Source organism: Micromonospora sp. WMMA1947, assembly GCF_027497355.1.
Classification (GTDB): Bacteria; Actinomycetota; Actinomycetes; order Mycobacteriales; family Micromonosporaceae; genus Micromonospora.
This window is the reverse complement of sequence record NZ_CP114909.1, coordinates 858,398-872,706: the sequence shown is the minus strand read 5'-3', so window position 1 is coordinate 872,706 and position 14,309 is coordinate 858,398. Positions and strand designations below refer to the sequence as shown.

Annotated in this window: 13 protein-coding genes; 9 read left to right on the top strand and 4 right to left on the bottom strand. The window is 73.7% G+C overall.

Annotation, left to right across the window (positions count from 1 at the left end; genetic code table 11):
* Positions 1 to 40 precede the first annotated feature (40 nt).
* Entirely contained in the window at positions 41 to 1,111 is a 1,071-nt protein-coding gene (locus O7604_RS04150; protein WP_281578909.1) for a hypothetical protein, read from the top strand.
* 37 nt (positions 1,112 to 1,148) lie between these two features.
* A complete protein-coding gene (locus O7604_RS04145; protein WP_281578908.1) occupies positions 1,149 to 2,654 on the top strand; it encodes a hypothetical protein in 1,506 nt (501 codons plus the stop codon).
* Between the two features lie 10 nt (positions 2,655 to 2,664).
* Here O7604_RS04145 and O7604_RS04140 read toward each other — a convergent pair whose 3' ends face one another.
* Positions 2,665 to 3,618 (bottom strand): S41 family peptidase, encoded by a 954-nt coding sequence (locus O7604_RS04140; protein WP_281578907.1) that lies wholly within the window; start codon positions 3,616 to 3,618, stop codon positions 2,665 to 2,667.
* 77 nt (positions 3,619 to 3,695) lie between these two features.
* Here O7604_RS04140 and O7604_RS04135 point away from each other — a divergent pair, with 77 nt between their 5' ends.
* The 6 genes from O7604_RS04135 (at position 3,696) to O7604_RS04110 (ending at position 9,194) form a co-directional block, all read left to right on the top strand.
* Positions 3,696 to 4,193 (top strand): helix-turn-helix domain-containing protein, encoded by a 498-nt coding sequence (locus O7604_RS04135; RefSeq protein ID WP_281578906.1) that lies wholly within the window; start codon positions 3,696 to 3,698, stop codon positions 4,191 to 4,193.
* 129 nt (positions 4,194 to 4,322) lie between these two features.
* Positions 4,323 to 6,602, top strand: coding sequence for an EAL domain-containing protein (locus O7604_RS04130; RefSeq protein ID WP_269701934.1), 2,280 nt, complete (start codon positions 4,323 to 4,325; stop codon positions 6,600 to 6,602).
* Positions 6,603 to 6,730: 128 nt separating this feature from the next.
* The gene (locus O7604_RS04125; RefSeq protein WP_269701933.1) at positions 6,731 to 7,363 is read left to right on the top strand and encodes a hypothetical protein; all 633 of its coding nucleotides are present in this window, start codon (positions 6,731 to 6,733) and stop codon (positions 7,361 to 7,363) included.
* Positions 7,364 to 7,439: 76 nt separating this feature from the next.
* The gene (locus O7604_RS04120; protein WP_269701932.1) at positions 7,440 to 8,075 is read left to right on the top strand and encodes a hypothetical protein; all 636 of its coding nucleotides are present in this window, start codon (positions 7,440 to 7,442) and stop codon (positions 8,073 to 8,075) included.
* A gap of 49 nt (positions 8,076 to 8,124) precedes the next feature.
* The gene (locus tag O7604_RS04115; protein WP_281578905.1) at positions 8,125 to 8,883 is read left to right on the top strand and encodes a MerR family transcriptional regulator; all 759 of its coding nucleotides are present in this window, start codon (positions 8,125 to 8,127) and stop codon (positions 8,881 to 8,883) included.
* A gap of 26 nt (positions 8,884 to 8,909) precedes the next feature.
* Complete coding sequence (locus tag O7604_RS04110) at positions 8,910 to 9,194, top strand: antibiotic biosynthesis monooxygenase family protein (protein ID WP_091418876.1); 285 nt, start codon at positions 8,910 to 8,912, stop codon at positions 9,192 to 9,194.
* A gap of 4 nt (positions 9,195 to 9,198) precedes the next feature.
* Here the strand turns inward: O7604_RS04110 and O7604_RS04105 are convergent, their stop codons facing one another.
* A complete protein-coding gene (locus tag O7604_RS04105; protein WP_281578904.1) occupies positions 9,199 to 10,707 on the bottom strand; it encodes an SLC13 family permease in 1,509 nt (502 codons plus the stop codon).
* 22 nt (positions 10,708 to 10,729) lie between these two features.
* Positions 10,730 to 12,271: a gluconokinase gene (locus tag O7604_RS04100; protein ID WP_281578903.1), complete on the bottom strand. Its 1,542-nt coding sequence runs from the start codon at positions 12,269 to 12,271 to the stop codon at positions 10,730 to 10,732.
* Between the two features lie 266 nt (positions 12,272 to 12,537).
* Between O7604_RS04100 and O7604_RS04095 the strand changes: the two genes are divergently transcribed.
* The gene (locus tag O7604_RS04095; protein WP_269701925.1) at positions 12,538 to 13,692 is read left to right on the top strand and encodes a hypothetical protein; all 1,155 of its coding nucleotides are present in this window, start codon (positions 12,538 to 12,540) and stop codon (positions 13,690 to 13,692) included.
* 6 nt (positions 13,693 to 13,698) lie between these two features.
* On the opposite strand, the gene O7604_RS04090 is transcribed toward O7604_RS04095, so the two are convergent.
* Positions 13,699 to 14,271, bottom strand: a complete 573-nt coding sequence (locus O7604_RS04090; protein WP_281578902.1) for a hypothetical protein — start codon at positions 14,269 to 14,271, stop codon at positions 13,699 to 13,701.
* Between the last annotated feature and the right edge of the window lie 38 nt (positions 14,272 to 14,309).

Here is a 14,309-nt window from a genome sequence, read left to right as displayed (position 1 = left end):
CGGAGGCGTTAACAAGGGGCCCTTCCTTACACTTCATCGGGTGGAAGATCGGCTGGCACGGATCAGGGGTGGTGAGCCGCCCCGGCGGCACAACGCCCGTACCATCGCCGCGCTGACCGGCAACCCCGGCTGCACCCGCCGCGCGGTGCTGGACAGCGCCGGCGCGGATAAGCCGGCGCTCGCCGAGCGGCTCGGCTTCCCGGCCCGGTTCGGCCAGTCCCGTTTCGCGATCACCCGGGGCAACGCCTTCGAGGCCCAGGTCAAGGCCGACGGCGGGAAGGAACTGCTGCGCCTGGTCGCGGAGCGGCTCGGCGTACCGGTCCCGGCGGATGCCACCTGGACCGATCTCGGTGCGGACGCGGACCGGCCGGAGCGGTCCCGGGCGGCGCTGACCGCGAGCGGCGACGGCCCGGCGTTGTTCGACCATCCGCTGCTCGGCCTGGACGTGGCGGGTACCCGGGTGCACCTGGAACCGGACCTGGTCGCGGCGCGGCTGGCCGGCCGGTTCCACGTCGTGGAGATCAAGTCGTTCCCGGTGATCGACGGGCAGGCCGACCCGGGCAAGGTGGCCGCCGCCGCGATCCAGTCCGCCGTCTACGTGCTGGCGCTGCGCGAGCTGCTCGCCGCCGAGGGACGTGACCCGGAGCTGGTGTCGCACGAGGTGGTGCTGGTCTGCCCGCGCGACTTCGCCAACCGGCCGGTGGCCAGCCTGCTGGACGTGCGCCGGCAGCTGCTGGTGCTGCGCCGTCAACTGGCCCGGATGGCCCGGGTCGAGGAGCTGCTCGCCGCCGTACCGGCCGGGTTCACCGTCGACCCGGCGGCCGATCCGGCCACGCTCGCCGCCGCGCTGCACCAGGTGCCCGCGCGCTACGCGCCGGACTGCCTGGCCGCCTGCGAGCTGGCGTACTTCTGCCGGCACGAGGCGCGCGGGCAGACCGGGGCGCTGGGCCGGCCGGTCCGCGAGGCGCTGGGCGGCGTCGAGGAGGTCGCCGACGTGCTGGCGCTCGCCGAGGGCGTGGCCGCGCCCGAACCGGAGCAGGCGGAGGCCGCCGCGCTGCTGCGGGCCGCCGCGCGCCTGCGCGCCGACGCTCTCGCCGGACAGACCGCATGAGTACGCTGCGCGCCGACGCCCTCGCCGGACACCCCGCGTGAGTACGCTTCGCGCGCTCGCCCGGGCGCAGGCGGTCGCCGCCGGGCGGGCCCAGCCGGTGGCCACGGTTCGCCACCTGCACCTGTCGGAGCGGCCGCTGGTGGTGGTGCCGCTCGCGCTCGCAGGTGAGGCGAACGCCCCGCTGGCGGCGATGGTGGGTGCCGCTCCCGACGAGGCCCGGTTGCTCGTGGTGCCGCAGCCGCGCAACCGGGACGAGCGGTTCGCATTCGCCGCCGAGCTGGCCGGGATCGTGCTGCCGTACCTGGACGAGTTCCGCGACCTGACCGAGGCGGTGCCGGTGGACCGCGGTCGCGACGTCCGCCACCGGTACGTGGACGCGCCGCAACTGCTGGTGCCGAACCCGGCCGGGATCACGTTCCTGCGGCTGTTCGGCCGCTCGACCCGGTTCCGCCGCACCGACGGGGACTATCCGGTGCACCCGTCGGTGCCGCTGCTGGGCCGCTGGCTGACGTTCTTCGCCGAGCGCGCCGAGCAGCCCGGCTCGTCGGCGTTGCTGGCGCTGACCGACGCGCTGACGCTGCACTGGGCGACCGGGCAGAGCGTGGTGGAGGATCTGCATCTGCCGGCGGTGCTGGGCTGGCTCGACCCGCCTCCGGGGATGACCGGTGCCGAGGCGGCGGCCCGCGCCGAGGACCCGGAACACTGCCCACCTGCCGGTCCGGCGACCGACCCGGACTTCGACAACCGGCGGCTCGCCCCGGCGATCGAGGCGTACACCCGGGCCGAGGACGACCCGGTCGGGCGCGCGGCCGCGTACGACGAGCTCGCCGGTCTGTTGCGGGACCAGCTCGCGCCCACCTGGGAGCTGATGTGGCGCGGCGTCGGCCTGTTGCGGACGCTGCCGGCCGGCGCGCGGGTGACCGGCCGGTGGGCCGGTGACCGGGACGCGTTCACCGCGCACGCCGAGCACGTCGACGCCGGGGGCGGTCCGCAGCCGAGGCGCGACGGCGCGGTGGCGGCGGCGCTGCGGTTGCAGCGGCTGGAACGCGCGTCGACCGCGTGGGCGGTGCAGCGCGCCTACGACGATCCGCTGGTGATGGCCGAGCACCGGCTGTCCGGGGAGGCGTTCGTGGGCGAGGTGACGCTGGCCGATCCGGCGCGGGTGGACGACTCCGGCAGGCGCCCGGTGCTGCGCCCGCGCATCCAGGTGGTCACCACCGAGCCGGTGCCGATGCCGGCGGGCGCGACGCTGTACTCCCCGGCCCGCCCGGCGCAGAAGGCGACTGTCGTGTTCGTGACGCCCGGGGGCGACGGCAAGACCGAGGTGGTGCTGGAGCTGTCCGGCGGGATGGGCCGGGGGCTGACCGCGCCGCCGGGCAGCGTCCCCGAGGTGGGCGAGCGGATCTGCCTGACCAGCCTGTCCGACGGGTTCCTGCCGGGTGGCGCGTTCCCGGCGCCGGAGGAGACGCCGTGGACGCACGGCGGACCGCCCGGCACGGCCGCCGCGCCGCCGGACCCGGCCCCGGCGGAGGACTGGTCCTGACCCGCGTGGCTCAGCCCAGGGCGGCGAGGGCCGTCCGCGCCTCGGCCGCCGTCGGCCGGTCCGGGTCCGCCGCCAGCAGCGCCTCCAGGCTCCTTCGGTACGCGACGTCGCGCGCCCGGCCGACAGGGGTCGCGACGTCCGGGGCGACGCCGCAGCCCTCCCAGTTGGTGCCGCTCGCCGCGTGCACGGGCCGGGCCACCGGCACCGTCAGTTCCAGGTGCGGGTGCAGCCGGTGCCCGATCCGGGGGTGCGCGCCGCCCCGGGTGGGCTCACCGACCACTGTGGCCCGGCCGAACTGCTGAAGGTCGTACGCCAGTTCCTCGCCACCGGAGAACGTGGCCGGACCGGTGAGCACGTGCACCGGCTTGTCCGGGGCGTACCGGGGGACCGGCAGCCAGGCGGCGCTGAAGAACTGGCGGGTGGCGCCGGAGCGCTCGTGCATGGTGTGCAGGTGCGTCGGCTCGGCGAAGAACCAGCCGCAGATCAGCGCCACCCCGTCCGGGCTGCCGCCCTCGGTGCCGCGCAGGTCGAGCAGGAGCGCGTCGGTGCCGGCGAGCAGCCGCAGCGCGGCGGTCAGCGCGTCGCCGGCCAGGTCGGGCGGGAACACGTACGGCTGGATCTCCAGCAGCCCGACGTTGCCCGGTAGCCGTTGCACCCGGGTCACGCCGCCCATGCCGAGCGCGGCGAGGCGCGCGAAGTGCTCCCCGGTCGGGTCGTCGGCCTTGTCGGACAGGGGCTGTTCGTGGTGCTTGAGCCGCAGGTGCAGGTCGCCGTTGGCCGACTGGAGGTCGGCGGTGACGAGCGCGCCGAGCGTGGCGGGGTCGTCCGCCCCGGCGTACGCCCCGGCGCGCAGGCGCTCGCGCAGGTGGCCGGCGACCCGGTCGGCGACGTCGGGAAGGACGTACTCGTCGGCGACCAGGCCGGCGGCCCGCTCGACGATGCTCGTGATCTCGTCCGGACGCATCGGCTCCCCCGTTCTCGCGATGATGGGCAGTAGAGCAGGCGGTTGACAAAGCGTCAAGAGAGCTAGACGCTTTCACGGTGACCGACGATCCGCTGGAGATCCGCGAACCGGCCCAGTTCAAGGCGCTGGCCCACCCGTTCCGGCACCGGCTGCTGTTCGCGCTCGGAGGCGGACCCGCCACGCTCAGCCAGCTCGCCACCCGCCTCGGCGCGGCGAAGGGCACGGTGGCCCACCACCTCGGGGTGCTGACCGAGGCCGGCATGGTCCGCCCGGCGCACAGCCGCCAGGTCCGGGGCGGCACCGAGCGCTACCACGAGCGCACGTTCCGCCGCCTCGTCGGCGCCGACACCGACGCGGGCGCCACCGCGGCCCTGCTGGGCGCGTACGCCGAGGAACTCGCCGGCGACCCCGACCCGCTCGTACACCTGCGGCACCTGCGGCTCACCCCGGCCCAGGCCCGGCGCCTGCGGTCCACGCTGGACGAACTCGTGGGCGAGGCGGAGGAGGCGCCGCCGGGACAGGCGCGCTACGGCGTCCTGGTCTCCCTCTACCGGCACCCGCCTGCGGTCCGCTGACCGACAGTCGTCGAGTCTGGCGGCAGTCCCCGGCGCTGGCTAGGCTTGCGCCGTCCGTCGTCCGGTCCTCGTCGTCGAGGGTGCACGTCTGGAAGAGAGCCGGAGCGCATCGTTGTATCCCAGCACGACGTGAGCCTCGCCGCCGCGGCGCCGGCCCGTCATCCGCTCGTCGGCCGTGTCGGACTTGTCGCGGCCGCTGTCGTCGTACTCGGTGAGATGGTCTGGCTGGCCGCCCGGCTGCCGGGCGCGGCGCTCGTGAGCGACGTGGGCGCGATGGCGGTGTCGAGTTGGGCGGCGGTTCTCTGCGTCGGCGCGGCGCGACGGCAGCCGGCCACGTTGCGCCGGTTCTGGGAACTGCTGGCCGCCACCATGATGCTCGCCGCGCTCGGCCGTGCGGTGTGGACGGTGGAACGGCTCGGCGGGCTCGGCCTGCCCCACACTCCGCTGGTGGCGGGCCTGTTCGCCGCCGGCATCGTCACCGGCACCGGCGCGCTGCTCTGCTCCCGTACCGGCCCGCGCAGCGTGATCGGCCGGGCCCGCACCGTGCTCGACGGGGTGATCGTCGGGCTGGCTCTCATCCCGATCGGCTGGGTGGTGGTGTTCCACCGGATCACCGACGCCGGGCTGGCCGACCCGATGCGGACGTTCGGGCTGCTCTACCCGATGTTCGACCTGATGCAGCTCACCATCCTGGTGGCGGTCGCCGGCCCGGCCCGGCCGATGTGGCGGGCGCTCACCGTGATCGGGGCGGGGCTGGCGATCCGGTCCGGCGCGGACGCCGTCTACGTCTCCCTGGTGGCACGCGGTGACTACACGCCCGGTCATCCGGTCGACGTCTGCTGGCCGCTGAGCTACCTGCTGGTCGGCCTGGCCACCCGCTATCCGCCCCGGTCCGAGGAGGACGGCGAGGACGACGTGGTCGACTCGCCGCTGCCGCCCTGGTGGCGGGTCGCGTTGCCGTACCTGCCGGTGGGCGGCGCGATCGTCGCGGTCCTGCTGTCCCGGCAGCCCAGCGGGCAGACCCCGCAGGTGGTCTTCGTCGGCATGATGGGCCTGCTCGGCGTGCTGGCACTGCGCCAGGGGCTGGCCGCGAACGAGAACCTGCGACTGGTCGGCCGGCTGCGCCGGCTCGCGTACTCCGACCAGCTCACCGGCCTGCCCAACCGGCTGACGTTCGTCCGGCGGCTGCGGCGGGCGTTGCGCGCCGGCGGCCCCGTCGCCGTGGTGCTGCTCGACCTGGACGGCTTCAAGCAGGTGAACGACAGGTTCGGGCACGCCGCCGGGGACCGCCTGCTGACCGTCACCGCCGAGCGCATGCGGGACGCGGTCGGCCCGGACGGGATGATCGCCCGGCTCGGCGGCGACGAGTTCGCGGTGCTGGTGGCCGGGGAGCGCCAGGTGTCACCGGAGCGGCTCGCGGTCCGGCTGCTGGCCGCTCTGGAACCGCTGCCCGGTGAGGAGGATCTCGGCGTCCACCCGTCGGCGAGCATCGGCATCGCCGAGTACGGGCCGCAGCACACCTCGCACACCGACCTGCTCCGCGACGCCGACATCGCCATGTACGCGGCGAAGGCGGCCGGCAAGGCCGTGTACCGCACGTGCACGCCGGAACTGCGGGAGTCGGCGGTCAGCCGGGCCGAGCTGATCGCCGACCTGCGGCGCGCGGTGGACGAGGGCCAGTTGCTGATGGAGTTCCAGCCCATCGTCGACCTCGACACGGGCACGGTACGCAGCGCCGAGGCTCTGGTGCGCTGGCGGCATCCCCGGCTGGGTGTGCTCACCCCGGCGCGGTTCCTGCCGCTGGCCGAGGAGACCGGGCTGATCGTGGCCATCGACAGGTGGGTCATCCACGAGGCGTGCCGGGCCGCGGCCACCTGGCGCGAGCACGCGCCCGACGTGACAGTCGCGGTGAACATCGCCGCCGCCCACCTGTGCCGGCCGGACCTGATCGCCACCGTCACCGGCGCGGTCGGCGCGGCCGGTCTGCCGCCTCGCGCGCTCACCCTGGAACTCACCGAGTCGGCGCTGATCGAGGGCAGCGACTCGGTGCTCGACCGGCTGTCCCAGCTGCGCGACCTCGGTGTCCGCATCGCCATCGACGACTTCGGCACCGGGTACTCCTCGCTGAGCTACCTGCACCGCATCCCGGCCACCGAGTTGAAGATCGACAGGTCGTTCGTGTCCCGGCTGGACGCCGATGACGCCCGTGCGTACGCCACGGTGGAGATGGTGAACCGGCTGGCCGGCGCGTTCGACCTGGCCGTGGTGGCCGAGGGGGTGGAGACGGTCGCGCAGCACGCGGCGGTCACCGCGATCGGCTGCCGGCAGGGTCAGGGCTGGCGGTACGGCCGCCCGGCCGCCCTGCCGGACCTGCTTCCCGCGCTGTCCGGAGCGGGCGCGCAGCGCTGACCGGCCCGGGTACACGGGGGCCGAAGGTCCCGGACGGGACAGGGGGTTCGACCCTGCTCAGGGGCGATGCGCCGCGGTCATGATATTCCTCGTAAACGGATGAAGACGTCTCCACACGGGAGTTTGATATGAAGCGACGGACGCTCGACCTGCTGTTCAGCATCGGTGGATTTGGCCTGGCGGTCCTGCTGCTCGTCGTCGGCGTCGTCCTGACGACGAACGCCAACTTCGCCAACGACTACGTACGCAGCCAGCTCGGCGAGCAGAACATCACCTTCACCCCGGCGGACAAGCTCTCCGACGAGGAGAAGAAGTCGGACTGCCTGCGCGAGTACGCCGGCCAGAAGATGACCACCGGCAAGCAGGCCGAGTGCTACGCCAACGAGTACATCGGCCTGCACCTGAAGAACATGGCCGGTGGCAAGACCTACGCCGACCTGGGCGAGCCGCAGACCGCGTTGCGCGAGCAGGTGGCCCAGGCCGAGCAGAGCAACGCCGCCAACCTGGCCGACCTGCAGAAGCAGCTCGCCGAGGTAACCGCACAGCGGGAGACCGTGTTCAAGGGTGAGACGCTGCGGGGCCTGCTGCTCACCTCGTACGGCTTCAGCGAGTTCGGCCGCAAGGCCGAGCAGGGCGCCCTGGCCATGTACCTCGGCGCGGGCCTGCTCCTGCTGCTCTCCGCCGCCGGTCTGGTGCACGCCGTCCGCACCCCGCCGAACGCGACCTTCGCCGCCCCGGAGAAGGATAAGGTCAGCGCCTGACCCGGGAGCTGATTTCGGAGGGGCCTTCCGCTATCGCGGGAGGCCCCTCCGGCGTGTCCCCTGAGAAAGGGAACCGATGACCTCCGTTTCGAGCTTCGACTTCGGTCTGACCGGCTTCGTCGGTCGTTTCCACCAGGACTGGCGATATGAGGGCACGCCCTTGGACCTCCTGGGCCGGCTCCTCGGCCCGGAGACGGACCCGCGTGAGGTGCGGGCGCTTCGCAGCGACGCCTTCCTGATGCGTACAGGGCTCAGGCCCGCCGAGGTCGAACTGCTGTGGTACATCGGATCGGACCACACCTTCTCGTTCGGCCCGGACGGCACATGGCCGTCCGGGCCGGACTGGTTCGCCACGATCGTCCGGGAGTGCGACGACTGGCTCTCCCGGCACGGTCCGGGCGGTGCGGAGCCGGAATCGGCGCAGGACCAGAGCCTGGCCGATGCCGTCGCTGGCGAGATCGAGGCGCTGACGGACGGTCTGCCGGACGCGCGGGATCCCGGCGGGGCGCTGCGGGACGCTCTCCTCCGGTGCAACCGGTCCTGTTCGCCAGATCTGGCCCTCCGCTGGTGCCTGCGCATCGCTCGGAACTGCACCTGGCCGATGCGACGCAGCCAGTACGAGCGGCTCGTCGCGCTCGGCGACCGGTTCGGGTACGGCGAGTTCGTCGTCGGCGACGCCGAGTACTTGACGGAGTACGCATCTCCGGCTTGACCCTCACGCAGCGGGAGGCGGGAGTCTTTGTCGCGGAAGGGAGGGAACCATGGCGTACACGGTGGGCCAGGTGGCGCGGGCGGCCCGGGTGACGGTCCGGACGCTGCACCACTACGACGAGATCGGGCTGCTGCGGCCGAGCGGGCGCACGCCGACGGGCTACCGCCGCTACGACGAGGCGGACCTGGACCGGTTGCAGCTCATCCGGTACTACCGCGAGCTGGGGTTCCCGCTGGAGGAGATCGCCGAGATCCTGGACGATCCGGACGCCGACCCGGTGGCGCACCTGCGCCGGCAGCACGAGTTGCTGTCCGGGCGGATCGGGAAGCTCCAGGAGATGGTCGCGGCGATCGAACACGCGATGGAGGCGAGGACGTTGGGGATCCAGTTGACGCCGGAGGAGCGGTTCGAGGTGTTCGGTGACTTCGACCCGGACGAGCACGCCGAGGAGGCGGAGCAGCGCTGGGGCGACACCGAGGCGTACCGGCAGTCGCAGGAGCGCGCGGGCCGCTACTCGAAGGAGGACTGGCTGCGCAACAAGGCGGAGAACGAGGACTGGGGGCGGCGGTTCGCCGCGCTCATGGAATCGGGCGCGCCCGCTGACGGGCCGGAGGCGATGGCGCTCGCCGAGGAGCACCGGCAGCTCATCACGAAGTGGTGGTACGACTGCTCGTACGAGATCCACACCGGCCTGGCGGACATGTACGTGGCGGACCCGCGGTTCACCGCGTACTTCGAGACGCTGCGGCCCGGGATGGCCGCGTACCTGAACGAGGCGATCCACGCCAACGCGATCACCCGGTCCTGACGGGGGTCCGTGGCAGGATGGCCGGCATGCTCATCGTCGCCGGCACCCTCTACGTCGATCCGGCCCGGCGGGACGCCTACCTGGCGTCCTGCGAGGCCGCCGTCCGCGCGGCCCGCGCCGCGCCCGGCTGCGTGGACTTCGCGGTCAGCGCCGACCTGGTCGAGCCGGGCCGGATCAACGTATACGAACGGTGGGAGTCCGACGAGCAGTTGCTGGCGTTCCGGGGCTCCGGCCCGGAGGCCGAGCAGGTGACGGAGATCCTCGGCGCCGAGGTGCACAAGTTCCGCATCTCCGGCGTCGAGGCTCCCTGACCCGCTAGATGAAGACGTCGAGCAGCAGGACGCCGAGGAAACCGACCACCGAGATGATGGTCTCCATCACCGACCAGCTCTTGATGGTCTGCCCGACGGTCAGCCCGAAGTACTCCTTCACCAGCCAGAAGCCGGCGTCGTTGACGTGGGAGAAGAACAGCGACCCGCAGCCGATGGCCAGTGCCAGCAACGCCACCTCGGGGCCGGCGAGCGTGCCGGCCAGCGGCGCCACGATGCCTGCGGCGGTGATGGTGGCGACGGTGGCCGAGCCGGTGGCGACCCGGATGCCGACCGCCACCAGCCAGCCGAGCAGCAGCGGCGAGAGGTTCGCGCCGTCGGCGGCGTTCGCGACCAGGTCGCCCACGCCGGCGTCAACGAGTACCTGCTTGAAGCCACCGCCTGCGGCGACGATCAGCAGGATGCCGGCGATCGGCGGCAGCGAGCCGCCGAGGAAACCGGAGACCTGGGTACGGCTGAAGCCGGACCGGTAGCCCAGGAAGATCATGGCGAAGATGACGCCGGCGAGCAGGGCGATGATCGGGGTGCCGACGATGTCCAGCGCCTTGCGGCCGGCGGTGTCCTCGGCGAGTGTCAGCTCACCGATCGCCCGCAGCAGCATCAGCACCACCGGCAGCAGCACCGTGACCACCGCCGCCCACAGCGCCGGCGCGCGGCGCGAGCGCCGTCCGGCCGGCTCGTCGATCGCGCCGCCGGGCCGTCCGGTGCCCGGGTTGACCAGGTCGTCCTCGGTGACCAGGTCGCCGTCGGCGTCGAGCCGGCCGTCGCCGGGCCGGGTCGGGCTGCGGTCGTCGGCGTCGCGCCGGGTCGGCAGCAGCTCGGCGGGTGCGGTGGCCGGCACGTACCGGGCGATGAAGTTGCCGAAGACCGGACCGGCGATGATCACCGTGGGGATCGCGACCAGCAGGCCCAGCGCCAGCGTCTGACCCAGGTTGGCGCCGAGCGCGTCGATCGCCACCAGCGGGCCGGGGTGCGGCGGCACCAGGCCGTGCAGCACCGACAGGCCGGCGAGCGCGGGAATGCCGATCTTCATCAGCGGGACGTTCACCCGCAGCGAGACGAGCAGCACGATCGGCACCAGCAGCACCACGCCGACCTCGAAGAACAGCGGCAGGCCGATGAGCGCGGCCACGCCGGCCATCGCCCAGGGCAGCGCGGTGCCGGAGACCCGGCCGACCACCCGTTCGACGATGCCGTCCGCGCCGCCGGACTCGGCCAGCAGACCGCCGATCATCGCGCCGAGCGCGATCAGCAGGCCCACGCCACCCACTGTGGAGCCGACCCCGCCGCTGAACGACGTGACGATCTTGTCGACGGGTACGGCGGCGACCACGCCGAGCACCGCGGCGCCGAGGATCAGCGACAGGAACGGGTGCACCTTCCCCCACGCGATGAGCAGCACCACCGCGGCGATGCCCAGCAGGGCCGCGAGGACGAGCTGGGTGTCACCGGCGTTCGTGAGCGGTTCCGCGGGTGCGGCGAGCAGTGTGACCACGGCTATCACGCCCTTCGGTCGATCAGCGGGGTGGTGCGGTGGGTGGTGGTTCCGGCGGCAGGCTCGGCGCCATCCGCCGCAGGGACGCGAACGTGGGTACGAGCGCGTCGTACAGCTCGGAGAAGAGGGGCAGCAGTGCCGCGTACGTGGCGGCGGAGGCGGGATCCGGGCGGACCGTCTCCTCGATCCGGACCAGGTCGGCGGCGACCTCGATCGATTCGATAATGCCGAGCGCCTGCATGCCGAGCAGCGCCGCGCCGAAGCCGGAACCCTCGTGCCCGGCGGGGAACCGCACCGGCATGCCGAGCGCGTCGGCGAGGATCTGCCGCCACAGCGCGCTGCGGGCGAAGCCGCCGCTGGCGCGGACCTCGCGTACCTCGTTGCCGGCCGCCCGGACCGAGGCGAGGACCAGGGCGAGCTGCTGGCAGACGCCCTCCAGCGCGGCCCGGACGAGGTGCGGCCGGCCGTGTCCGTGGGTCAGCCCGACGTACGCGCCGCGGGGCAGCGCGCTCCAGTGCGGCGCCCGCTCGCTCAGCAGGTACGGCAGCATGATCAGCCCGCCGGAGCCGACCGGCGCCGTGGCGGCCAGGTCGAGCAGTTCCTCCTCGGCGTGCTCGCCCAGTTCGGGGGCGAGCGCGTCGTTCGCCCACTGGAGGACGATCCCGCCGTTGTTGATGGCGCCGCCGACCACCCAGCGGTCCTCGGTGAGCGCGTAGCAGAACACGCCGCCGAGCGGGTCCACGCCGGGGCGTTCCACCATCACCCGCATCGCGCCGCTGGTGCCGATCGAGCAGGCCACCACGCCGGGGCGCACCGCGCCGAGGCCCAGGTTGGCCAGCGGACCGTCGCCGGCGCCCACCACCAGCGGGGTGTCCGCCGGCAGCCCGGTCGCGCGCGCCGCCTGGGCGGTGAGCCCCGGCAGCACGTGGGTGGTGGGTACGAGCTGGGGGAGCTGCTCCTCGGTGATGCCGGCGACGCGGAGCGCCTCGGCGTCCCAGGCCAGCCGGTGGATGTCCATCAGGCCGGTGGCGGACGCGACCGAGTGGTCGGTGACGAGCGCGTCCGCGAGCCGCCGCAGCACGAGGTCCTTGATGCCGACCCAGTGCGCGACCCGCTCGTGCAGTTTCGGTTCCTGCTCGGCGAACCACACCAGCTTCGGCAGCGGCGCCATCGGGTGCACCGGGGTGCCGGTACGCCGGTGCAGGGCGAGCCCGGACGGCGCGGCCCGCAGGCGCTCGGCCTGCGCGCTGGCCCGGGAGTCGGCCCAGGTGATCGACGGGGTCAGCGGGGTGCCGTCGGCGTCCAGCCCGATCAGGCTGTGCATCGCGGTGCTGAACGACAGGCCGGCGATCGGCCGGCCCAGCTCGTCGACCACCGCACGGATCACGCCGAGGACGGCCTGGTAGATCAGGTCCGGGTCCTGCTCGGCCCAGCCCGGGTTCGGCTCCTCCAGGGGGTAGCCGATCGAGTGGCTGGCCAGTTGCCGGCCGGTGGTGTCGAACGCGACGGCCTTGGAACTGGTGGTGCCGATGTCCACTCCCACCACCACGGCCGGGTCGCCCACCGGTGCACCTCCTCGCCGCCCGGGGGGCGCGGTCCGGCCCACCGTTGCGGCTGACGTTACCGACGTGGCCACCCGCCCGCATGACGAAGCGGGACCGCCGGGAGCCGGTGGCACGGAACGTGAATCGACGCGGGAGTTTCCGCCGATTGTGTCGGTCAATCAGCCGATCGGTCTAATTGGCGACTTTCGCGTGTCTTGGTACCCCTGCCGCACCGTTGACATGAATGACACCCCGATTGGTGGGCTCGCGCGGCGGAGGAGTCGGCGTGGCGAAGACTGATTCGACGGGTTCCACATGGCGGTACCGGTGGGCGCACCGACAGAACGAGCGGCGGCAGCGGGTCTTCCGTGCGGCCGACGAGGCGTGGCGACGCCGCGACGACGAGCTGCGCCGCCTGCGTACGCTCGCGGTGTCCTTCCACGGCTCGGCCCAGGCGGGTGTCGGCCTGCCGATGGAGCTGGCCCCCGGCGAGGTGGTCTTCTGGGCGCTCCCGGCCGCGCAACTGGTGGAGGTGCGGCACACCGCCGTGCTGCCGGCCCCCGAACTGACGGTCGACCCCGACCCGCCCGTGCTGCGCCCCCGTCGCCCCGAGGGCGTCAAGGTGGTCGACGCCGGGCTCGCCGTGCTCACCAACCGGCGTCTGGTGCTGCTCGGCGGACGCGGCCGGCGCGACTGGGCGTACGGCCGGATGACCGGCCTGTCCCACGACCCCGGCGCGCCGGTCACCCTGATCCAGGTGCTGGACCGGCGGCGTACCTCCGGGTTGCTGCTGCCCACCGGCGCGGCGGCCGACTTCCGGTTCACGCTCACGCTGGCGTTCGCCGACGCGATCGAGCAGCGCGCCGCGGTCGTGGCCGAACTGGACGAGCTGATCGCGGAGCACACCGCGGCGCGGCCCGAACGTCCGGCCGTTCTCACCCCGGCCCAGGCCCGCATCACCGCGCTGGTGCCCGGCGGGCGGCGGACGGTGGCTGTCGGCGCGGCGCTCGCGCTGATCGTGCCGGCGATGCTCGTCGAGTCCAATCCGCCCACCCGGGCCGGCTCCGAGCGCGCCGCCGCCGCGACCCCGGCGGCCACCGGCACCCCCGCGCCGCCGCATGTCGCGCCCGCCGTCCAGGTCCGGCCCACGACCAGTCCCGAGCCGTCCCGCGCCCGTCCCGCGCCGCCGCGCGGCACGCCGCAGCCGCCGGTCGAGCGCCGCTGCGGCGCCCCGGCGAACCCCTTCGGGTACGACTTCTGCGGCGGGCAGCGGATCCGCAGGCCGGCCGCGAAGGTCTGCGACTGGTTCGAGTGCGTACCCGGGTTCTGGTCCGACCGCGGCTGGCTGGTGCAGTGCCGCGACGGCTCGGTCAGCCGCACCGGCGGCCAGCGCGACGTGTGCGCCGGTCACAAGGGGTTCCGCCGTACCGTCTGGCGGTGACGCCGGTCAGGCCACCGGGCGCGGGGTGACGCGCAGCGGCAGCAGCCCGGCCAGCACCAGCGCGGCGCCCACCGGCAGCAGGTCGAGGTTCACCGCGATCGCCAGGAACCCGGCCAGCACCAGCACCGGCGCCCACACCGGCAGCAGCCGGGCCGCCGCCGCCCGGTACAGCAGCACCAGCAGGCCCACCTCGAACAGCAGCGGCCCGCCGAACAACACCAGGCCGGGGGTGCGCACCGCGTCGGCGAAGCTCGGGAACAGGTCACCGAGGATCACCCAGACGAACGCGGCGGCGCCGACCAGGCCGGCCAGCGCTGCCACGTCGTCGAGCGTCCGCAACCGCGACGACCGGGTACGCAGCAGACCGTGCAGCCCGACGATCAGCGCGGCGAAGCCGAGGACGCCGAGCAGGAACAGGGTGTGGCCGGTGTTCCACGCCCAGGCGCCCTTGTCGCTGTGCCCGTCCAGGCGGTCGAGCACGCGCAGCAGGCCGTAGCCGAGCAGCAGCGCCGCCGACGTCGCGGCGACCGGACGTAACCACTGGTACGCGGGACGGGTGCGGGAATCGAGAAGGCTCATCGCCTCAGCGTTCCGGGCACCCGCGCCCCTGACATCGG